General features: G+C 67.2%; 21 protein-coding genes and 1 riboswitch. Of the genes, 12 read left to right on the top strand and 9 right to left on the bottom strand.

Going from position 1 to position 20059, the window contains the following annotated elements:
* Nucleotides 1-6 precede the first annotated feature (6 nt).
* The 3 genes from HNO81_RS03690 to HNO81_RS03675 all read right to left on the bottom strand — a co-directional run bounded on the left by HNO81_RS03690 (nucleotide 7) and on the right by HNO81_RS03675 (nucleotide 1409).
* On the bottom strand, nucleotides 7-372 hold the full coding sequence (locus HNO81_RS03690; protein WP_175316785.1) for a multidrug efflux SMR transporter: 366 nt from the start codon (nucleotides 370-372) through the stop codon (nucleotides 7-9).
* Nucleotides 372-695 carry a multidrug efflux SMR transporter gene (locus HNO81_RS03685; RefSeq protein ID WP_175316784.1) on the bottom strand — a complete coding sequence of 108 codons (324 nt, stop codon included), beginning with the start codon at nucleotides 693-695 and terminating at the stop codon, nucleotides 372-374. The genes HNO81_RS03690 and HNO81_RS03685 overlap by 1 nt, the downstream gene beginning before the upstream one ends.
* Before the next feature lie 9 nt (nucleotides 696-704).
* Nucleotides 705-770, bottom strand: a riboswitch (guanidine-III (ykkC-III) riboswitch).
* A gap of 69 nt (nucleotides 771-839) precedes the next feature.
* Nucleotides 840-1409, bottom strand: coding sequence for a HutD family protein (locus tag HNO81_RS03675; protein ID WP_175316782.1), 570 nt, complete (start codon nucleotides 1407-1409; stop codon nucleotides 840-842).
* A 104-nt stretch (nucleotides 1410-1513) separates the two neighbouring features.
* Here HNO81_RS03675 and HNO81_RS03670 point away from each other — a divergent pair, with 104 nt between their 5' ends.
* Together HNO81_RS03670 and HNO81_RS03665 are read left to right on the top strand one after the other, a co-directional pair.
* Nucleotides 1514-2125, top strand: a complete 612-nt coding sequence (locus HNO81_RS03670; RefSeq protein ID WP_175316781.1) for a phosphoribosylanthranilate isomerase — start codon at nucleotides 1514-1516, stop codon at nucleotides 2123-2125.
* Between the two features lie 67 nt (nucleotides 2126-2192).
* The gene (locus HNO81_RS03665; RefSeq protein ID WP_175316780.1) at nucleotides 2193-2594 is read left to right on the top strand and encodes a YccF domain-containing protein; all 402 of its coding nucleotides are present in this window, start codon (nucleotides 2193-2195) and stop codon (nucleotides 2592-2594) included.
* Here HNO81_RS03665 and HNO81_RS03660 read toward each other — a convergent pair.
* Together HNO81_RS03660 and HNO81_RS03655 are read right to left on the bottom strand one after the other, a co-directional pair.
* Nucleotides 2591-3418: a 2-phosphosulfolactate phosphatase gene (locus tag HNO81_RS03660; RefSeq protein WP_175316779.1), complete on the bottom strand. Its 828-nt coding sequence runs from the start codon at nucleotides 3416-3418 to the stop codon at nucleotides 2591-2593. The two genes, HNO81_RS03665 and HNO81_RS03660, sit on opposite strands and share 4 nt — an antisense overlap.
* Nucleotides 3415-4284, bottom strand: a complete 870-nt coding sequence (locus HNO81_RS03655) for a DUF4031 domain-containing protein (protein ID WP_175316778.1) — start codon at nucleotides 4282-4284, stop codon at nucleotides 3415-3417. Before HNO81_RS03655 ends, HNO81_RS03660 begins: the two co-directional genes overlap by 4 nt.
* Before the next feature lie 159 nt (nucleotides 4285-4443).
* Between HNO81_RS03655 and HNO81_RS03650 the strand changes: the two genes are divergently transcribed.
* The 6 genes from HNO81_RS03650 (at nucleotide 4444) to clpB (ending at nucleotide 12517) form a co-directional block, all read left to right on the top strand.
* A complete protein-coding gene (locus tag HNO81_RS03650; RefSeq protein WP_175316777.1) occupies nucleotides 4444-6258 on the top strand; it encodes a BCCT family transporter in 1815 nt (604 codons plus the stop codon).
* Nucleotides 6259-6447: 189 nt separating this feature from the next.
* Entirely contained in the window at nucleotides 6448-6858 is a 411-nt protein-coding gene (locus HNO81_RS03645; protein WP_175316776.1) for a molybdopterin-binding protein, read from the top strand.
* Nucleotides 6855-7784, top strand: coding sequence for a molybdate ABC transporter substrate-binding protein (gene modA, locus HNO81_RS03640; RefSeq protein ID WP_175316775.1), 930 nt, complete (start codon nucleotides 6855-6857; stop codon nucleotides 7782-7784). The genes HNO81_RS03645 and modA overlap by 4 nt, the downstream gene beginning before the upstream one ends.
* Nucleotides 7784-8665, top strand: coding sequence for an ABC transporter permease (locus tag HNO81_RS03635; RefSeq protein WP_175316774.1), 882 nt, complete (start codon nucleotides 7784-7786; stop codon nucleotides 8663-8665). The genes modA and HNO81_RS03635 overlap by 1 nt, the downstream gene beginning before the upstream one ends.
* Nucleotides 8662-9720, top strand: a complete 1059-nt coding sequence (locus tag HNO81_RS03630; protein WP_175316773.1) for an ABC transporter ATP-binding protein — start codon at nucleotides 8662-8664, stop codon at nucleotides 9718-9720. The genes HNO81_RS03635 and HNO81_RS03630 overlap by 4 nt, the downstream gene beginning before the upstream one ends.
* A gap of 154 nt (nucleotides 9721-9874) precedes the next feature.
* The gene (gene clpB, locus HNO81_RS03625; protein ID WP_175316772.1) at nucleotides 9875-12517 is read left to right on the top strand and encodes an ATP-dependent chaperone ClpB; all 2643 of its coding nucleotides are present in this window, start codon (nucleotides 9875-9877) and stop codon (nucleotides 12515-12517) included.
* 44 nt (nucleotides 12518-12561) lie between these two features.
* Here the strand turns inward: clpB and HNO81_RS03620 are convergent, their stop codons facing one another.
* Nucleotides 12562-13242 (bottom strand): septum formation family protein, encoded by a 681-nt coding sequence (locus HNO81_RS03620; protein ID WP_175316771.1) that lies wholly within the window; start codon nucleotides 13240-13242, stop codon nucleotides 12562-12564.
* Nucleotides 13243-13513: 271 nt separating this feature from the next.
* Between HNO81_RS03620 and HNO81_RS03615 the strand changes: the two genes are divergently transcribed.
* The gene (locus HNO81_RS03615; RefSeq protein WP_018760828.1) at nucleotides 13514-13747 is read left to right on the top strand and encodes a DUF3073 domain-containing protein; all 234 of its coding nucleotides are present in this window, start codon (nucleotides 13514-13516) and stop codon (nucleotides 13745-13747) included.
* Nucleotides 13748-13913: 166 nt separating this feature from the next.
* Nucleotides 13914-14690 (top strand): VOC family protein, encoded by a 777-nt coding sequence (locus tag HNO81_RS03610; RefSeq protein ID WP_175316770.1) that lies wholly within the window; start codon nucleotides 13914-13916, stop codon nucleotides 14688-14690.
* Nucleotides 14691-14758: 68 nt separating this feature from the next.
* Here the strand turns inward: HNO81_RS03610 and purM are convergent, their stop codons facing one another.
* The 3 genes from purM to HNO81_RS03595 are packed head-to-tail and all read right to left on the bottom strand — an operon-like array spanning nucleotide 14759 to nucleotide 17953.
* Nucleotides 14759-15913, bottom strand: a complete 1155-nt coding sequence (purM, locus tag HNO81_RS03605; RefSeq protein ID WP_175316769.1) for a phosphoribosylformylglycinamidine cyclo-ligase — start codon at nucleotides 15911-15913, stop codon at nucleotides 14759-14761.
* Nucleotides 15910-17580: an amidophosphoribosyltransferase gene (purF, locus tag HNO81_RS03600; RefSeq protein ID WP_175316768.1), complete on the bottom strand. Its 1671-nt coding sequence runs from the start codon at nucleotides 17578-17580 to the stop codon at nucleotides 15910-15912. The genes purM and purF overlap by 4 nt, the downstream gene beginning before the upstream one ends.
* Nucleotides 17581-17638: 58 nt before the next feature.
* Nucleotides 17639-17953: a hypothetical protein gene (locus tag HNO81_RS03595; RefSeq protein ID WP_175316767.1), complete on the bottom strand. Its 315-nt coding sequence runs from the start codon at nucleotides 17951-17953 to the stop codon at nucleotides 17639-17641.
* 302 nt (nucleotides 17954-18255) lie between these two features.
* Here HNO81_RS03595 and HNO81_RS03590 point away from each other — a divergent pair, with 302 nt between their 5' ends.
* The gene (locus HNO81_RS03590; RefSeq protein ID WP_175316766.1) at nucleotides 18256-19341 is read left to right on the top strand and encodes an S-(hydroxymethyl)mycothiol dehydrogenase; all 1086 of its coding nucleotides are present in this window, start codon (nucleotides 18256-18258) and stop codon (nucleotides 19339-19341) included.
* Nucleotides 19341-19961: an MBL fold metallo-hydrolase gene (locus tag HNO81_RS03585; protein WP_175316765.1), complete on the top strand. Its 621-nt coding sequence runs from the start codon at nucleotides 19341-19343 to the stop codon at nucleotides 19959-19961. The genes HNO81_RS03590 and HNO81_RS03585 overlap by 1 nt, the downstream gene beginning before the upstream one ends.
* Nucleotides 19962-20059 lie beyond the last annotated feature (98 nt).

The raw sequence follows: 20059 nt of genomic DNA, 5'->3' as shown, positions 1-20059 counted from the left end.
AAAAGCCTAGTCACCGCTGCGGACCGGTGGTGCATCTTTCTGGGACGGCAGCGCCTTCAGGCCGGCGGCGCAGCCCACGATTCCAGCGATGAACAGCAGCTTCACCACGTTGAAGGGTTCCACCCCGGTGGCCATGGCCCAGCCCACGGTCAGTGCCGCACCGATCCCTACCCAGATGGCGTAGGCGGTGCCCAGCGGGATGCTTCGGATGGCCATGCCCAGGCCCAGCATGCTCAGGGTTGCGGTGACGGCGAAAACGGCCGTGGGCACGGGCCGGCTGAAGCCATCGGAGAGGCCAAGGGCCGTGGCCCACACTGCTTCTAGGACCGCGGACGCCAGCAGCACCACCCACGGAAGGCTGCGTGCCATCATCACGCCACCACCTTCAGGCCAACCACGCACGCGGCGATGCCGGACAGCAGGAGCAGGCGCGCCGCCGTCGGGCGTTCCACCTTGGTGGCAATCGCGTAGGCGGAGGTCAGCACTACGCCCACGCCTACCCACACGGCGTAGGCGGTGCCCGTGGGAATGGACTGCATGGCGATGGCAAGCCCGCCGGTGCTTGCGGCCACGGCCACCAGGAAGAGGGCTGCGGGGGCGGCACGGCGGCGTCCGGAAACCTGGGCGGTACGGTGCAGGGCCGCTGCCCAGACGGCCTCCAGCGCGCCGGAAAGAATGAGGATGATCCACGACATGGCAATTCCTTTGGCCAGTCTTGTCGCGTGCCGGGTACTGAACCGTCGTCCGGAGGCCCGGGTGGGAGCCTTGGCCTCCAAGGTAGCAAGGCGCGGCGCCGGCGGGCCACCGATGGTGCCCAACCTCACCACCTGGGCAGGTTCCTAGCTGGCGGGATCCAGGGGGTCGATGGACACCACGGCCAGGAAGCCGCGGCCCAGGACTTCGGGGGAGTCGCTGTCCGAGCCCACCACGGCGTCGTAACGGCCAAGCTCCAGCGGTTCCCCGGTGCTGCCGCCCACCTTCGCCTGTCCCTGCAGCAGCACGCCCAGCTGTCCGCCGAACACCGGGTGTGCGCGCTTCTTGGACAGCTCAATGATGGAGGTATACCCCTTGTAGGCGGCAGCGCGGGTGATGACGTTGAGGTCCCGGATATCTCCGGTGGGGAGCTTCGCGGCGGTGGCAGCGCCGCCGTCGAACCGGAAGGGCCGGTACTTTTCCATGGGGTGCTCTGCGCCGTCCACGGTGAGCACCAGCAGTTCACCCTCGATGACCGTCAGCACGCGCTCCATGCCCGGAAACGCGGAAAAATCTCCGGCCTTGGCCACGTCCGCGATGCTCACCCGCCAGTCCCAGCCGCCGTCCGGTGCGGCCTGGCGGGCGAGTTCCCTAGTCACCCCGCCGCCGTTGCGCCATGGTTCGGCCTTGAGCTCAGCGAAGCGGATGATCTGCATCAGCCCAGCCTAGTTCCCCGCCGTGGGCGCCCGTCGCAGATGCGGCCGGTTCCTGCTAATCTCCTCCGGGGGTCAACACGAAAGCAGCCTGAAGGAGCCCGGGAATGTTCGTCAAAGTGTGTGGTCTCAGTACTGCAGAAGCGGTCCGCGAAGCAGTGGACGCCGGCGCGGACGCGGTGGGATTCGTCCTCACCGCCAGCCCCAGGGTTGTCTCACCGTCGCAGGCGGCCGCCCTGCTAGGCGCGGTTTCGGCGGGTGCCACCCCCATCGGCGTGTTCCGTGATGAGCCCGTGGCCGATGCCATCGCCATCGCCCGCGCCGCGGGCCTGGAATGGATCCAGCTGCACGGCGCCCGGTCCCGGGCGGACGTGGCCACAGTGCACGACGCCGGCATGAAACTGGTCCGGGCCATCACCATGGGTGCGGCCCAGGACGAGTTCGAAGACTGGGGCGAGGACCTGCTCCTGATCGACGCCGCGGTTCCGGGTTCCGGGAAATCCTGGGACTACGCCTCCGTGGCGGCCCTTCCAGCACTCCAGGGGCGGAAGTGGCTGCTGGCCGGCGGCCTTGAGGCCGCGAACGTGGCCCAGGCGTCATCGGCCGCGCACGCCTGGGGCGTGGATGTGTCCTCCGGCGTTGAGTCATCCCGCGGCGTGAAGGATTTGGCCAAGGTCCGCGCCTTCGTCCAGGCCGCCAAGGCAACCGCCGCGGCGTAGCGGGTTCAGGGCAGGATCAGGGGAATCCCCTACCCTTTTGCCGCAGGCGCGGGGGCAGAATGGGTTCATGAAGACACTGTTGAACATCATCTGGCTTGTTTTTGGCGGCTTCTGGCTGGCCTTGGGCTATTTCCTGGCGGGTGTGGTCTGCTGCCTGCTGGTCGTCACCATTCCCTGGGGCATCGCCTCGTTCCGGATCGCGGCCTACACCTTCTGGCCGTTTGGCCGGATGGTGGTGGACCGGCCCGGCGGCAACGGTGTCTTCTCGCTGCTGGGCAATGTGATCTGGTTGCTCGTGGCCGGCATCTGGATTGCCATCGGGCATGTGGTGACTGCCTTCGCCATGGCGGTGACCATCGTTGGCATCCCGCTGGCCATCGCCAACCTCAAGCTCATCCCGGTGTCCCTGATGCCGCTGGGCAAGCAGATCGTGCCCACCAGCACACCGTTTGTGAGCACGTACCGCTAGTTGTCAGCGCGGTCCGGCAGGGGACGGAACGCGCCGTCCCGCAGGATCGCCACGGAGTCGCTCTGGTCCAGTTCAGCCGCGATGTCCACGTCCCCTGCGTAGCCTGCGCCTGTCAGTTCGCGGCCGCTGGAGCACTGCTCCAGCGTCTCCCGCAGGCGCGGTTCGGCGGCTTCGAAAACGGCCATCGCCGCCACGGCCTCCGGTGCATAGCCGTGCCTGCCGTCGCCGGCTTCGTAGCCGCCTTTCCCGGCTGCCGCCAGCCCCGCGATGAAGGCTCCTGCGCCGATTTGGTCCTCCACGGCAGGGCGGAGGGTGCCGTCAGGCCAGCGTTCGCCCGCGGCGACCACAGCAACCACTGCCCCGGCAGGAAGGGTGGCGGCCACCCATTCCGCCGTGGCTGCAGCATTCCGGAGGCAGACCGCGGCCACCAGCGGCACGTCCGCCGCCAGGACATGGCAGAGTTCCGAGCCGTTGGGGGAGGGCAGCACCAACCGGTCCAGCGCATCCGCGGTGCGCAGGCTGGCGGGGGACAGGCTCAGGCCGCCGCCGTTGCGGGGGCCCGCCAGCTGGGCACGGTGGTGGGCGGCGAAGTCTTCCGCCGTGGTGTCCCGCCAGCGGTAGGGAAAGACCTCAGCTCCCCGGTCCAGTGCCACGCTGACGCAGGTGCTGAAGGACAGGACATCCACCACCACTGCGAGGTCCGCGGCGGCCGACACCGCCCTGGCGCCGTCCAGTCCCCAGTCCAGCCTGACGGTGAAGGGGAGCTGCCGGTGCGCGGCATGGGCAGAGTGGGTGTGCCGTGGGCTGGAGCCGGGTGCGTTCACGCCAGTTCACCTTCCAGGTTGCGTTGGGCCGCGGTTTGCCACAGGTCCTGGGCGCGCCGGTGGTGGAAGAGCGGGTCCAGGTCCAGGAGTTGGCGGACGACGGCGGCCCGGCCGGCTGCGAAGTCGGCGTCGCCGATGTGCGCGTAGTCCCTCCGAACGGCTGCAACGTAGCGGGCGTATTCCTCCGGCCCGGCACCGAGGATGGAGAGGTCCGCGTCGCTGAGGAGGGCGCCGTCGCCGTCGCCCGGTTCCGGCCGGTGGTCCGAGGTCAGCAGGACCAGCCGGACCACCTCCGCCACCTCGGTCGCAGGCAGGCCGGCCGCCGTGAGGCGTTCGTCGGCCAGCCGCGCGGATTCTTCTTCATCCTGTCCTGCTGCGCCGCGGTACACGGCATCGTGGAACCAGGCGGCCAGCAGTACCGTCCGCGGTGGCTCCGCCGGTTCGGTGAGCAGGTCCAGTGCCTCCAGCACGGAGAGCAGGTGGGTGCAGCCGTGGTAGTGGCGGTGCGGTTCGCTCCACCGGTCCAGCAGGTCCAGGAAGAGGGCGTCGTGGCCCGGCATGAGGGCTTCCCAACGGACCAGGAGGGGAACCTTCAACGACTTGTTCCGCCGGCGCGCGGGGATCCGCAGCCCGCTGGCGATGAGCCGGCGGACCAGCTCCCGGCCCTCCACCGGCACCGCGCCCGCCGCTACCAGGTCATCAAAGCGGCGCTCGGGCACGTCGTAATGGTCGCCGTCGAACGCCCGCTCCGGGATTCCCGCGGCCGCCGCGAACGCATGCAGTTCGTCGAGGGATGAGTCCGAGACCAGGTGCGAAAAATGGGTTCCGTGTGCAGGCCACAAAGGCGGGTCGATGAAGATGGCCATGGAGGGAGTCTAGTGCTGCCCGGATGCAATGCCGTGCGCCGGTCCGCGGCCTTTCTGTAGACTTTCAGGCTGCAACGAGGCATAGGCAGACGACAACATCAGAGACGAATGACCAGAGCAGTCTGAGCGCTTCACAGCGCACTAAAGGAGAAACTGAGAATGTCCGCCACACCCGGCACAAGGACCATCGGCAAACCCGCAGGGGAACTACCGCCCGCCCCTCCTAACGGGAAGGAACACCCGCCCGGCGCCGGCAGAAGCGAACTGGCCCGGTGGGTCTTCTGGCCCGCGGCCAGCATCATCATCGTTTTTGTCCTCTTCGCCACGGTGTTTCCGGCGGCCGCCACCGACCTGTTCGGCGTTATTCAAAGCAACGTCATCAAGTGGTTTGGCTGGTACTACGTGGCAGCCATCGCGCTCTTCGTGGTCTTTGCCCTTTGGATCGGGCTCAGCCGCTACGGGGACATCAAACTGGGCCAGGACGAGGACGAACCCGAGTTTTCGGTCATGTCCTGGTTCGCCCTCCTGTTCGCCGCGGGCATGGGAATTGGGCTGGTCTTTTTCGGCGTGGCTGAGCCGCTGAACCACTTCGCTGCACCCCGGCCAGGTGTAGAGGGCTCCCCCCTGGTGCTCGCCCAGCAGGCGATGACCCAGACGTATCTCCACTGGGGGCTCCACGCGTGGGCCATCTACGTGGTGGTGGGAGTATCCATCGCCTACGCCGTCCACCGCAGGAACCGGCCCATCTCCATCAGGTGGACCCTCGAGCCGCTCCTGGGCCGGAAACGCGTCTCCGGTGGATGGGGCAACCTGATAGACATCGTGGCCCTGGTAGGGACACTTTTTGGCGTGGCCACCTCACTGGGCCTGGGCGTCCTGCAGATTTCATCCGGACTGGAACAAGCGAACATCATCCAGGCCACCACCATGACGCAGATCGGGCTGATCCTCTGCATCATCACCTTGACCATCGTCTCCGTGGTGTCCGGTGTGGGCAAGGGCATGAAATGGCTGTCCAACACCAACCTGATCCTTGCCGCGCTGCTGATGCTCGTCGTCCTGTTCACCGGACCCACCCTCTTCCTGCTTCGTGAGTTTGTGCAGTCCATCGGCAACTATCTGCAAAACGTCGTCGGCCTGACCTTTAACACCCTGGCGTTCTCCGGGGCGGAAGGGGAAACCTGGCAGGCGGCCTGGACAACGTTCTACTGGGGTTGGTGGATCTCCTGGGCACCCTTCGTTGGCATTTTCATCGCACGCATTTCCAAGGGCCGCACCGTCCGCCAGTTCGTTGCCGGCGTCCTCCTCGTCCCCACCACTGTCGGCTTTCTGTGGTTTTCCGTTCTGGGCGGCGCGGCCATCTACCGCGAGCTTTTTGGCGCCGGCGGACTGATCGGTGACGACGGGAGCGTGGACACCGAAGGCGCACTGTTCAACCTGCTTGGCAACCTGCCGGGTGGAACTGTCCTTACCGTGGGTGCCATTCTCCTGATCGCGATCTTCTTCATTACATCCGCAGACTCCGGCGCCCTGGTCATGGGCATGATTTCCACCGGCGGCGACGTCGAGCCCAGGAACTGGCTGCGTATTTTTTGGGCCTTGGCCGCCGCCGCTGTTGCCATCGCACTGCTCGTGGCCAATGGGTTGCAGGCAATCCAGACCGCAGCAATCCTGACGGCGGTGCCGTTCAGTGTGGTCATCATCCTGATGTGCATCTCGACGGCCAAGGCATTCCATCGTGAGCACGCAGCCCTTATGCGCGCCCAGCGCAAGCTGGCCCGCGACCAGGTGGCTGCCCACGTGACTGAACAAGTGCACGACTCCATGCACGAATCGGTCCAGGAGCACTACCAGGAGCACCTGGCGGACCAAGTGACGGAAGCGGTGGAGGCGCAACTCAGCGAACGGCTTGCTGCCGGTAACGTGTCCGGAGCCCCGCGGCCTGCAACGGACAGGGACCGGCCCGCTACGTAGAGCGGCCCCTCTTGCCGGTGTTGTGGCAACCGCTTCCAGCAAAGCGGCTGCCACAACACCGGCACAGTCCGCCTCCAGGCATTGTGCCGGCCTGTCGGTGGGGTGGATCGCTCCAAGCACTTCCGTTCAATTTCGCAATTGCGGGCCTATCCAGGCTGATAATCCGCAAATGCGAAGTATTGTCTACCTATGGTTCTCATCCGCGTTTCTGAAGCTGCCCGTTTTCTAGGTGTCAGTGACGATACGCTCCGCCGGTGGACGGAGCAGGGAACCCTCACCGCGCTCCGGGATCCCTCCGGCCGCCTGGCGGTGGACGGGCTCGAACTGGCAGCGCACGCGCAAAAGCTGGCCCAGCTCCCCGATGACCCGAAAAGCGGCAGCAGTTCCGCGCGGAACCGGTTCGTGGGGCTGGTGACCAACGTGGTCACGGACAAGGTCATGGCGCAGGTGGAACTCCAGTGCGGGCCCTTCCGGGTGGTGTCGCTGATGAGCAGCGAAGCCGTCCGTGAGCTGGGGCTGGAACCCGGCGCGGTGGCCACGGCCGTGGTCAAGGCAACCACCGTGATCATCGAATCACCCAAAGGCCGGGCCACCGCATGAGCCGGCAACCCGTCCGGTCCGGGCACGCACCAGTCAGGAAGCGCGTGCTTTCGCTCGGTGTCCTACCGGTGCTTGCGCTGGTGCTGGCGGTCCTCCCGGGCTGCGCCGCAGGGGGCTCCACGACGGATGGCGGGATCATCGCAGGAGACAAGCCCGGCGGCGCCATCACCGTCTTCGCGGCTGCCTCACTTAAACAGGCCTTCACCGACCTTTCGCGTACTTTCGAAGCGGAACATCCGGGCACCACAGTCACCCTGAGCTTCGCCGGTTCCTCGGACCTTGCCGGCCAGATCAGCCAGGGCGCGCCCGCCGACGTCTTCGCCTCCGCGGACATGACCAACATGAAAAAGGTCCAGGACGCAGGACTCACGGACGGTGCGCCGGAGGAATTTGCCACCAACACCCTGGCCATCGCCGTGCCGCCGGGCAACCCGGCCGGGATCGCGTCCCTGCAGGACCTGGCCAGGCCGGGCATCAAACTGGTCACCTGCGCCCGGCAGGTCCCCTGCGGCGCTGCCGCGGCCACGGCGGCGCAGGCGGCAGGCCTCGCGCTGAGCCCGGTCAGCGAGGAAAACGCGGTCACTGACGTCCTGGGCAAGGTCACCTCCGGCGAGGCAGATGCCGGGCTGGTCTACGGGACCGACATCAAGGCCGCCGGGACCAAAGTGGCCGGCATCCGCTTCCCGGAATCGGGCAGTGCGGTCAACACCTACCCGATTGCGGGCATTGCCGGCAGCCGGAACCAGGCCACGGCCCAGGCCTTCATGGACCTGGTCACCGGCCCGGAGGGCCAAAAGGTACTCGGCGCGGCAGGGTTCGGCCCGGCCGGTTCCGGACCTTCCCCTTCCGCCCAGGCCCCTTCCGCCACCGCCGCTTCCGCCTCGACTCCTTCCGCTCCGGCCGATTCCGGCCCGGGCAGCCGGTGATGAATCGGCCGGCGGCGCCGCGGACGGACCGCCCGCGCACGCACGCCGCAGCTTACTCCGGCATCCCCGCCTGGGTGCGTGCGCTGGCAGCGGTGGCCGCCGTCGTCGTGGTGCTTCCGCTGCTGGCCATGATGCTGCGCGTTGACTGGGCACGGTTCGTTCCGCTGGTGACATCAGAACCGTCCCTCACGGCGCTGGCGCTGAGCCTGCGGACCTCCGCGGCGAGCACCCTGCTGTGCATCCTGCTGGGCGTTCCCCTCGCCCTGGTCCTGGCCCGCGACTCCTTCCGGCTCCAGGGGCTGCTGCGCTCGCTGGTGCTCCTGCCGCTGGTGCTTCCCCCCGTGGTGGGCGGCATTGCCCTGCTGTACACGTTCGGCCGGCAAGGGCTGCTGGGGCAGACGCTGGAGGTGCTGGGGCTGCGCATCGCCTTCTCCACCACTGCGGTGGTCCTGGCCCAGACGTTCGTGGCGCTGCCCTTCCTGGTGGTCAGCCTGGAGGGGGCGCTGCGCACCTCGGGCTCCCGCTATGAGGCCGTGGCTGCGACATTGGGCGCACGCCCGGGCACGGTGTTCCGGCGGGTCACGCTGCCGCTGGTCCTGCCCGGGCTGGCATCCGGCGCCGTTCTCTCCTTCGCCCGCAGCCTGGGCGAGTTCGGTGCCACGCTGACGTTCGCCGGCAGCCTCCAAGGGGTGACCCGGACCCTGCCGCTGGAGATCTACCTGCAGCGCGAAACGGACCCGGACGCCGCCGTGGCCTTGTCCTTGGTCCTGGTGGCCGTCGCCGTGGCCGTGGTGGCCCTCGCCTACCGGCAGCCCGGGGCGGGGCGGCGCGGACGTGAACGGACGACGGCTGCCACACCGGCCGGAGGGGACGTCCGGTGACGCTGTCCTTCCAGGCAGCCGTGGCCGGGCGGGGTTTCGACGTGGACCTTGCCGTCCAGCCCGGCGAGACCGTGGCCGTCATGGGTCCCAACGGCGCCGGCAAATCCACCCTGCTGGCAAGCATCGCCGGGCTCCTGAGGCCGGACCGCGGCCGGGCGGAACTCAACGGAAAGACCCTCTTCGACCTCGACGGCGGCAACCGGACCTGGGTCCCTCCCCATCACCGCGGCACGGCCCTGCTCGCCCAGGAGCCCCTGCTGTTTCCCCACCTCAGCGCGGTGGACAACGTCTCCTTCGGGCCCCGCAGCGCCGGCGTCCCCAAGCGGGATGCCAGGGAGCAGGCCATGCGCTGGCTAGCGGATGTGAAAGCGGAAGACCTCGCCGCGCGCCGTCCTGCCGAACTCTCCGGCGGCCAGGCCCAGCGCGTGGCCGTGGCCCGTGCGCTCGCGGCAGATCCTGCGCTCCTGCTGCTGGATGAACCGCTGGCCGCCCTGGACATCCATTCCGCCCCGCTGCTGCGCCGCCTCTTCAAACGGGTCCTCGCCGGGCGGCAGGCCATCATTGTCACGCACGATGTCCTGGATGCGCTGATGCTCGCAGACCGTGTGGTCATCCTGGAAAACGGCAGGATTGCCGAGGAGGGCCCCACGCGCGAGGTCCTGGAACGTCCCCGCAGTTCCTTCGCCGCCGGACTGGCTGGGCTGAACTTCGTTCCGGGCACCCTGGACGGCGCGGGGGTCCGGACCGGTGACGGGCTGAAGGTCTCCGGCCACGACGAGGAAGCCGGGCACCTGACAACGCCGGGCCGTCCGGGCGTGGCCGTCTTCCCGCCGTCGGCCGTTTCCGTATTCCTCACTGCCGCGCACGGGAGCCCGCGCAACTCGTTCCCCGTCACCATCACGGATCTCGAGCCACACGGGGACCAGGTCCGCGTCCGCGCCGGCAGCCTGGCCGCGGACATCACTCCCGCTGCCTCCGCGGACCTTGGCCTGGTGCCCGGCATGGCAGTGCACTTTGTGGTCAAGGCGGCCGCGGTTTCCGTGTACGGAACGTAGCCCCTGTCCCGGGCCGGGGCGGGCGGCCTGACGGCAGGACTTCCGGCTCTGGACAGGCGTTTCGCCGTGGGCAAACATGGCTGGAGAACGTCGCCGCGCTAAGTTGAGCGTAGTACACTCAACTTAGCTACCAAGCCCCCGAAAGGAGCTCTCTTTGGACGTCAAATTCACCACCAAGAGCCAGGAGGCTCTTTCCGCGGCGGCTATGAACGCCTCAACGGCCGGCAACCCGCAGGTGGAACCGGCCCACCTCCTCAAGGCCCTGATGGACCAGCGGGAGGGTGTGGCCGTCGCACTCCTCAAGGCCACGGGCACGGACCCGGATGCTGTCAGCGTCCAGGCGAGCAGTGCCATCAAGGCCCTGCCTGCCACCTCGGGCGGTTCCAGCCAGCAGGCACAGCTGTCCCGGCCCGCATTGCAGGCCATCCAGCAGGCCAAGGAGGAAGCGGACCGGCTGGGCGATTCGTTCGTCTCCACGGAAGTCCTCCTGATCGGCCTCTCCGCCGGCAACGATGCCGCTGCACGGCTGCTGCGTGACGCCGGCGCCTCCCGCGAGGCGCTGCTCGCTGCCCTGCCCGGATTCCGCGGCGACCGCAAGGTTGACAGCCCGGACCCCGAAAACACGTTCCAGGCCCTGGAGAAGTACGGCACGGACCTTACCGCCATGGCCCGGGCAGGGAAGCTGGACCCCGTGATCGGGCGCGACTCCGAGATCCGGCGCGTGGTGCAGGTGCTCTCCCGGCGCACCAAGAACAACCCGGTGCTGATCGGTGAACCCGGCGTAGGCAAGACCGCCGTCGTCGAAGGGTTGGCCCAGCGGATGGTGGCGGGTGACGTCCCGGAAAGCCTCCGCGGCAAGACGCTCATCTCCCTGGACCTTGGGTCCATGGTTGCCGGCGCCAAGTACCGCGGTGAGTTCGAGGAACGCCTGAAGGCCGTCCTCGAGGAGATCAAGGGCTCCGAAGGCCAGGTGGTCACGTTCATCGACGAGATCCACACCGTGGTGGGTGCCGGCGCCACCGGCGATTCCTCCATGGACGCCGGGAACATGCTCAAGCCCATGCTGGCCCGCGGCGAGCTGCGGCTGATCGGCGCCACCACCCTGGACGAGTACCGCGAAAACATCGAAAAGGACGCGGCGCTGGAACGCCGCTTCCAGCAGGTGTATGTGGGCGAGCCCAGCGTGGAGGACACCATCGGCATCCTCCGCGGCCTGAAGGAGCGCTACGAGGCGCACCACAAGGTCTCCATCGCAGACTCCGCGCTCGTGGCTGCCGCAACGCTGTCCAACCGCTACATCTCGGGCCGCCAGCTGCCGGACAAGGCCATCGACCTCGTTGATGAGGCGGCATCCCGGCTCCGGATGGAAATCGACTCCGCTCCGGAAGAGATCGACCAGCTGCGGCGCCAGGTGGACCGGCTCACCATGGAGGAACTGGCCCTGACCGGTGAATCGGACCCCGCATCCGTGGAGCGCCTGGCGGCACTTCGCGCTGACAAGGCGGACAAGGAAGAGGAGCTCTCGGCCCTGAACGCCCGGTGGGAAGCCGAAAAGGCAGGCCTCAACCGGGTGGGCGATTTGAAAGCCAAGCTGGACGAACTCCGGTCAACCGCTGACAAGGCCCAGCGTGAAGGAGACCTGGAAACCGCCTCCCGGATCCTCTACGGGGAAATTCCGGCGCTGGAGCGCGAGCTGAACGCCGCCGCAGAGGCAGAGGCGGCGGTGACGGACAAGTCCGCCCAGATGGTCGCGGAGGAAGTCACAGCGGAGGACATCGCCGAGGTCATCTCCGCCTGGACCGGCATCCCAGCGGGGCGCATGCTGCAGGGCGAAAGCCAGAAGCTGCTTCATATGGAGGAGGAGCTGGGCCGGCGCCTGATCGGCCAGGCCAAGGCCGTGACCGCCGTGTCGGACGCTGTCCGCCGCGCACGGGCTGGCATCAGCGATCCGAACCGCCCCACCGGCTCCTTCCTGTTCCTGGGCCCCACCGGCGTGGGCAAGACCGAGCTGGCCAAAGCGCTGGCAGACTTCCTGTTCGACGACGAACGCGCCATGGTGCGCATCGACATGTCCGAGTACAGCGAGAAGCACAGCGTCGCCCGCCTGGTGGGTGCTCCTCCGGGATACGTGGGCTACGAGGAAGGCGGCCAGCTGACCGAGGCCGTCCGCCGCCGTCCCTACTCCGTGGTGCTGCTGGACGAGGTGGAGAAGGCGCACCCGGAAGTGTTCGACATCCTCCTGCAGGTGCTCGACGACGGCCGCCTCACCGATGGGCAGGGCCGCACCGTGGACTTCCGCAACGTGATCCTGGTGCTGACCTCCAACCTGGGCAGCCAGTTCCTGGTGGACCAGTCCCTGGACGCCACCGCCAAGCGGAACGCCGTCATGGCCACCGTCAACGCGTCCTTCAAGCCGGAGTTCCTCAACCGGCTCGACGAAGTGGTGCTGTTCGACGCCCTGACGGTGGATGAGCTGGCCCATATCGTGGAGCTGCACGTGGATGAGCTGGGGCGGCGGCTGCGCGAGCGGCGGCTCACCCTTGAGGTCACCGACGGCGCCAAGGCATGGCTGGCACTGTCCGGCTACGATCCGGCCTACGGCGCCCGGCCGCTGCGCCGCCTGGTGCAGCGCGAGATCGGCGACCGGCTGGCCAAGGCCATCCTTGCAGGCGGGATCAGCGACGGTGACACCGTGCTGGTTGACACCGCCACGGACCTTGGCGAGCTCACCGACGGGAACGTGGACGCACTCACCGGTGTACCCAACTCCGGCCTCTCAGTGCGGCGGAAGGACTGACCGGCGGGTCCTGATGGGGATGTGTTGCCCTGGCGGCCCGGCCGTCAGGGCAACACGCTTGCGGTGACCACGTTGCCGCCGTCGGCAGTGACGTAGCAATCCACCCTGCGGTCCCCGGATTCCCAACTGGTGTTGCTGGGGAAGCTTCGCTGGTAGTTCAGCTGGAACTGCTTTGCCGCCGGGCCCAGCCTGGATGCCTGGCAGACCTCCAGGGCTTTGGCCTTGAGCGCCTCTGCGCCAGGATATTCCGCGGTGTCCGGGTAGTGGAGGGTGGCTACCAGCTGCGCGGAATGGCCGGCGTCGCACGGCACCACCGTGGAGGCCAGGGCCTGGGGGTCGAAGTCCTTGAAGCAGTCACCTACCGCGTAGGCCGCCGGTGCCACCCCGTCCCGCGGCAGGGGCTGCGGCGTGGCGGGCGGAGTAACAGCGGTCTGCAGGACGCCCGGCACAGGGCCTTTGGCCGTTTCGTTTCCAGGGGCAGAATTCAGCCACACAGCGAGCCACACCAGGGAGCCGGCAACGGCGAGGACAACGACGGCGAGCAACCCCTTCCAGAACGCGGGCCTGCTGGTCAGCCGCGGTTCGGGCGCAGGATTTTGGTGCGGACGTGGCCAGGTCACCGACTCCGGAGCGGGTGCCGCGGCAAGGTCCCCATCCGGGACCACCGGGAGGCTCCCGGTCCGCGGGGGCAGGGCCGGCTTCGGCGGGATGTCCTGGTGGTTCACGGGTGCGCATCCTCCTGGTTTCGGTACCGCGGCTCGCCAAAGTCCACACAAAATCGGCAGTTCTTTAGTGACTCTACCCAAGAAAATTCCCGTAATCCCGCGGGCGGAGGTGCGTCATGGTACCCCACGCGGCCGTCCGGGCCGGGAGGCGGCAAGCAGGGCCCGCCGAAAGCATGTAATCTAGGTGTACGACAAATTGACCAAACATTCCGGGGCCTCACCGATCGCCAAGGTGACCACCTCCGGTCCAAGTACAAAAGGGGGTCACGCCATGGGGCGCGGCCGTCAAAAGGCAAAAGCTACCAAGCAGGCTCGGGATATCAAGTACTACTCCCCGAACACTGATTACTCGGCACTTCAGCGCGAGCTGACGGGTCCGGGGAGTCGGTCAACGAGCCATTACTCGAATGAGCCGGTCGAACCGGACTATTCGGCTTATGTGGACAAGTACGCGGATGATTTGGATGACGATGACGACGAGGTTGACAGCCGTCGCATCGGTTAGTTGTCGCAAGCCCGCCGTTGCCCTTCGCGCGGCTGCTGTGATCTCCTTCTTGTAACCCGATTTCGGGTGACCGCTTACGCTACGGAGCCCGTTGCTATTCCGGATGACCGGAAAGGCAACGGGCTTTCCGTGTCTGTCCGCTGCCCCGGCTTGGTAACCTGACCGCATGAGTGTTCGGACCACCTACGCCACCGGCGAGCCCTGCTGGGCAGACCTGCAAACCCCCGATGTCGCGGCCGCCAAAGACTTCTATGCCGGCCTCTTTGGCTGGACCTTCCAGGACTTTCCCACCCCGGACGGGCGCAGCTATGCGCAAGCGTTTGTCCGCGGCCAGCTGGTGGCCACCATCGCGCCGCAGAGCCCCTTGCAGCTGCAGGCCGGCACCGATGCAGCGTGGAACATCTATTTCGCCACAGCAGATGCCGGGGACATGCTGGCGGACGCCCGCCACGCAGGAGGGACGGCCGAATTCGGGCCGGAGCAGGTGGGTGATGCCGGTGTCCTGGGTTTTCTCGCCCCTCCGGGAGGGGGAACCACCGGCATCTGGCAGGCCGGAAGCCATTTCGGGAGCCACTTGTTCAACGAGCCGGGTGCCCTGGCCTGGGCTGAGCTTTTCACGCCTGAGCCCCATGCCGCCGTCGGCTTCTTCCAGCAGCTTTTTGGGCATGAGGTCACCGAATATCCGCAGGACGACGGCGGCACCTACAGCACGCTGCTCGTCGCCGGGAACGAGGTGGCAGGGATCATTCCCGCCGATGCGGACGACGACGCCGGCTGGCAGGTCTACTTTGGCGTGGCGGATGTGGCGGCAGCCGCAGCGGCCGCCACAGCGGCAGGCGGCCAGGTCCTGGTGGAGCCTGACGGGGATTCAGCCGAGGGAGCGCTGGCCACGGTCATGGACCCGCAGGGCGGTGTCCTCAACCTGATCCAGATTGCGGCTTAAAAGACGACTGCTCCGTACTTGTCGTTATGGAGCCTCATAACGGCAAGTACGGAGCAGTCGATGAGCAGCTAGGCGTACGCGTTGACCAGGCGCACAGCGCCGCCATCCACGCCCTTGGCGCCCTGGACATAATCCGGCCCGGCCTTGGAAATCGAGTCCGAATCCTCGGCCACCGTGCCCATGATCCAGGACGGCAGGCCGCGTTCGTTCAGGCGGGCGACGGCGGCATCAGCGGCCTGCGGTGACACGATGGCCACCATGCCCACGCCCAGGTTCAGGGTGCGCTCCAGGTCGGCCAGCGGAACGTTGCCCAGCTCGGACACGAGCTTGAAGATGGCGGGCAGTTCCCACGTGGCGCGGTCCACCGTGGCCACCAGGCCCTGGGGGAGGACGCGGGCCAGGTTGGCGGCGAGGCCGCCGCCGGTGACGTGGCTGAAGCCGTGGACGGCGCGGCCGGCAGCGGAACCGTCGACCGGGAAGGTCCGGGCCAGGTCCAGGCAGTCAGCTGCGTAGACGCGCGTGGGTTCCAGGAGTTCCTCGCCCAGCGTGCGGCCGAGTTCAGAGACCTGGCGGTCCAGGGCCCAGCCGGCGTGGTTGATGACGCGGCGGACCAGGGAGTAGCCGTTGGAGTGCAGGCCCGAGGAGGCCATGCCGATCACCACGTCACCGGCGCGGACGCGGTCAGGCCCCAGCAGGGAATCGGCTTCCACAACGCCGGTGGCTGCGCCGGCGACGTCGTATTCATGTTCGCCCAGCAGGCCGGGGTGCTCGGCGGTCTCGCCACCCACCAGGGCGGTGCCGGCCACGGAGCAGGCAGCGGCGATCCCGCGGACGATCCCGGCGATGCGCTCGGGGACCACCTTGCCGCAGGCGATGTAGTCGGTCATGTACAGCGGTTCGGCGCCCACCACCACGATGTCATCCACCACCATGCCCACCAGGTCGAACCCGATGGTGTCGTGGATGTCCATGGCCTGGGCGATGGCCACCTTGGTGCCCACACCGTCCGTGGACGTCGCCAACAGCGGCTTCTTGTAGGTGAGCAGCCGGGAGACATCGTAGAGGCCGGCGAAGCCGCCCACCCCGCCGATCACCGAGGAGTTGTGGGTGGCCTTAACGGCATCCTTCATGAGCTCGACGGCGCGGTCCCCGGCTTCTACGTCCACGCCTGCTGAGGCGTAGGTGATGCCGGAGTTCTCTGCTGCGGTGCTGGCGGAAGTCATACGGACTCTTTCTTGTCGGCGCTGGTGGCGGCGGGTACGTCGGGCACAAGGTCGGCGTCGGTCAGCAGGTTCTCGAATTCGGCGTCCGGCCCCGGGTCGCACCCTGTGGCGCCGGACTTCTCTGCCGGGTCCTCGGTGTCGTCAATGGCCAAGGCGGCTGTTTGGCCGGGAAGGGCCGAGGGGGAGGGCTTGAGTCCGCCGAGGTCGGTGCGCTCCAGCAGGTTCTTGCCCAGCTTGTCCGCATCCGGAAGCTTGATGGGATATTTGCCGGTGAAGCAGGCGGTGCAGAGGCGTTCGCGGGGCTGCCTGGTGGCGCCGATCATGCCGTCTTCGGAGATGTAGGCCAGCGAGTCAGCGCCAATGGCCTGCGAGATCTCCTCGATGGTGGCGCCGTTGGCGATCAGCTCGGCGCGGGACGCGAAGTCGATGCCGTAGAAGCACGGCCACTGCACCGGCGGGGAGGAGATCTTGACGTGCACGGCGGCGGCGCCGGCTTCGCGGAGCATCCGCACGATTGCGCGCTGGGTGTTGCCGCGGACGATCGAGTCGTCCACCACCACAACGCGCTTGCCGCGGATCACGGACTCCAGGGCGTTGAGCTTGAGCCGGATGCCCAGCTGGCGGAGGGTCTGCGAGGGCTGGATGAAGGTGCGGCCCACGTAGGAGTTCTTGACGAAGCCGTGCGCGAACGGAATGCCGGATTCCTCTGCGTAGCCCACGGCTGCAGGAGTGCCCGATTCCGGGACGGGGATGACGATGTCCGCTTCGTGGGTGTTTTCGCGGGCCAGCTGGCGGCCCATCTCAACGCGGGACTCGTAAACGGAGCGGCCGGCGATCGCGGCGTCCGGGCGGGCCAGGTACACGTATTCAAAAACGCAGCCGGCGGGGGTGGGCTCCGCGAACTTCTTGGACCGCACGCCTTCCTCGTCGATGGCAATGAACTCGCCCGGCTCGATCTCGCGGATGAAGCTGGCGCCAACGGTGGCCAGAGCGGACTGTTCGGAGGCGACAACCCAGCCGCGTTCCAGCCGGCCCAGGACCAGCGGGCGGATGCCGTAGGTGTCGCGTGCCGCGTACAGGGTTCCTTCGTCCATGAAGACGAAGCAGAAACCGCCCTTGATCTTGGGGAGGAGCTCCGTGGCGGTCTCTTCCAGGCTCTTGCCTGGCTCGCCCTCCAGCAGTGCGGTGACCAGGGCGGTGTCAGAGGTGTTGCCCTGTTTCATTTCGCCGGTGAGCTGGCCGCCGTTGCGTTCGGTGATCATGGCGTTGAGCTCGGCTGTGTTGGTCAGGTTGCCGTTGTGCGCCAGGGCCACCGTGCCGGTGGAGGTGGCGCCCAGGGTGGGCTGGGCGTTGGCCCAGTGGCTGGCGCCGGTGGTGGAGTAGCGGCAGTGGCCCACGGCCAGGTGCCCGGTCAGGGTGTTCAGCGTCGTCTCGTCGAAGACCTGGGACACGAGGCCCATGTCCTTGTAGACGTTGATCCGCTTGCCGTCGCTGGTGGCTATGCCAGCCGACTCCTGACCGCGGTGCTGCAGTGCATACAGCCCGTAATAGGTAAGTTTTGCTACTTCTTCGCCGGGTGCCCAAACGCCGAAGACGCCACAGGCATCCTGGGGTCCTTTTTCGCCGGGAAGAAGATCATGGGAAAGTTTTCCATCGCCGCGTGCCACTGATCGATTATCGCACGACATGCAGTATGACTTTCCCCCGCTTCGGTTTGTGACCCGGCTACTCGTGGGTATCGGTGCCGGCCTCGGCGTCCGGGACGGCCTCCACGACGGCCCGTTCCCGCCGCTTGACGCTGCGGCGGTCCAGGACGAGAGCCAGCAGGGCGCCAAGAAGGGCTCCGGCAGCGGCGAACATCACCAGGAAGAATCCGAACACGGCGCCCGGGTCGAACGAGGCATCACCGGGTACTGCATACGCCACCACTGCGGCGGCAACGATGCCTGCCAGTGCACCCACGATAAGGAAGGGAACATATTTGGGCGCGCGGCGGACGGTTACTTCGCGCCGCTCCGCAGGGGTTTCGTGAAAAGCCATGGCATCCAGCCTACTGCGGTCCTTAACGGTGCGCGTAACGGGAGGCTGCGGCAATGCCCAACAGCCCGTGCCGGGCCGGAACACCTGGTAGCCGCATTGACTGTAACTGATATATCTATTGACATGAGGTGCGGGCGCTGCAATATTGCAGTAAGCGCTATGCGCATCCAGTTGTGTAATGCGCAATTGCTTTCAAGGTCTGGAATGGAATGGCGGGGTCCGCGACGGGGCATCTCGGCTAGATTGGCACGTGGTGCAGACTCACCGGATCCGGCCGGATCCAGGAAAGGAACATAAGGACCATGGTTCACAAAGTTCAAGCTGTTGTTGTCCGGGAAAAGGATGCCCCGGTGTCGCTGGAAACCATTCTGGTGCCGGATCCGGGCCCGGGTGAGGCCCTGGTGGACATCCTGACCTGCGGTGTCTGCCACACGGACCTGCACTACAAGCAGGGAGCCATCGGCGATGACTTCCCCTACCTGCTGGGCCATGAGGCCACCGGTGTGGTCAGTGCCGTCGGCCCGGACGTGACGTCCGTGGCGCCGGGGGACCGGGTGATCCTGAACTGGCGTGCCGTCTGCGGCGAGTGCCGGGCCTGCGCCAAGGGCCAGCCGCAGTACTGCTTCAACACCCACAACGCCACGCAGAAGATGACCCTCGAGGACGGAACGGTCCTGTCCCCGGCCCTGGGTATTGGTGCGTTCGCGGAGAAGACCCTGGTCGCCGCCGGCCAGTGCACCAAGGTGGACGCCGACGCTGACGCCGCGGCGGTGGGGCTGCTGGGCTGCGGCATCATGGCCGGCATCGGTGCCGCGATCAACACCGGAGACGTAAAGCGTGGGGAATCCGTGGCAGTGATTGGCTGCGGCGGCGTGGGCATCGCGGCCATCGCCGGGGCGAAATTGGCGGGCGCGACGACGATCATCGCCGTTGACATCGACGACAACAAGATTGAAATGGCCAAGTCCCTCGGGGCCACCCACGGCGTGAACTCCAAGCAGGAGGACGCGGTGGAAGCCATCCGGGCCCTCACCGGAGGGCACGGCGCTGACGTGGTGATTGACGCCGTCGGCCGTCCCGAAACGTACAAGCAGGCCTTCTACGCCCGTGACCTTGCCGGCCGCGTGGTCCTGGTGGGCGTCCCCACGCCGGAGATGACGCTGGAACTGCCGCTGCTGGATGTCTTTGGCCGCGGCGGCTCGCTGAAGTCCTCCTGGTACGGCGACTGCCTGCCGTCACGGGACTTCCCCATGCTGGTGTCCCACTACAAGCAGGGCAACCTGGACCTGGAGGCGTTTGTCTCCGAGCGCATCACCATCGACCAGGTGGAGGAAGCCTTCGGCAAGATGCACGAAGGCAAAGTGCTTCGTTCAGTGGTGGAAATCTGATGGCTGTGACCATCGAGAACCTGGTCACCTCGGGCACGTTCTCGCTCGACGGCGGAACCTGGGACGTGGACAACAACGTCTGGATCGTGGGCAACGACGAGGAATGCGTCATCATCGATGCGCCCCACGACGCCGCCGCCATCATCAACCAGGTCCGCAGCCGGAAGGTCAAAGCCATCCTGCTGACCCACGCGCACAACGACCACATCGGTGCTGCCCGGGAGATTGCTGACGCGCTGGGCGCCCCGATCCTCCTGAACCGGGAGGACCTGGTGCTCTGGGAGCAGGTCTACCCTGACGTGAAGCCGGACCGCTATCACTCCGACGGTGATGTATTCGAAGTGGGCGGGGCAACGCTGAAGGCGATCCACACGCCCGGCCACTCCCCGGGGTCCACCTGCTTCCACCTCGAAAGCGAAGGGACAGTGTTCACCGGGGACACGCTGTTCAACGGTGGCCCGGGTGCCACCGGCCGGTCCTACAGCGACTACCCCACCATCCTGAAATCCATCCGCGAACGGCTGCTGACGCTGCCGGCGGAAACCGTAGTCCGCACCGGCCACGGTGATAACACCACCATCGCGGCGGAGCAGGAAACGCTGGCGAAGGTTTCCCAGTAGCGGAAGTCGGCAACGAGTGCCTTGGAGGCGCGCCGGGGTTGCCCGCGCGCCGCCCCCGGCAATTTAAAATACAGCCCGCCCCGGGGTTACCCGGGGGC

It is taken from the genome of Pseudarthrobacter sp. C4D7, assembly GCF_013359725.1.
Lineage (GTDB): Bacteria > Actinomycetota > Actinomycetes > Actinomycetales > Micrococcaceae > Arthrobacter.
Note: the sequence above shows the minus strand (reverse complement) of the source record. Positions and strands in the feature narration are given on the sequence as shown.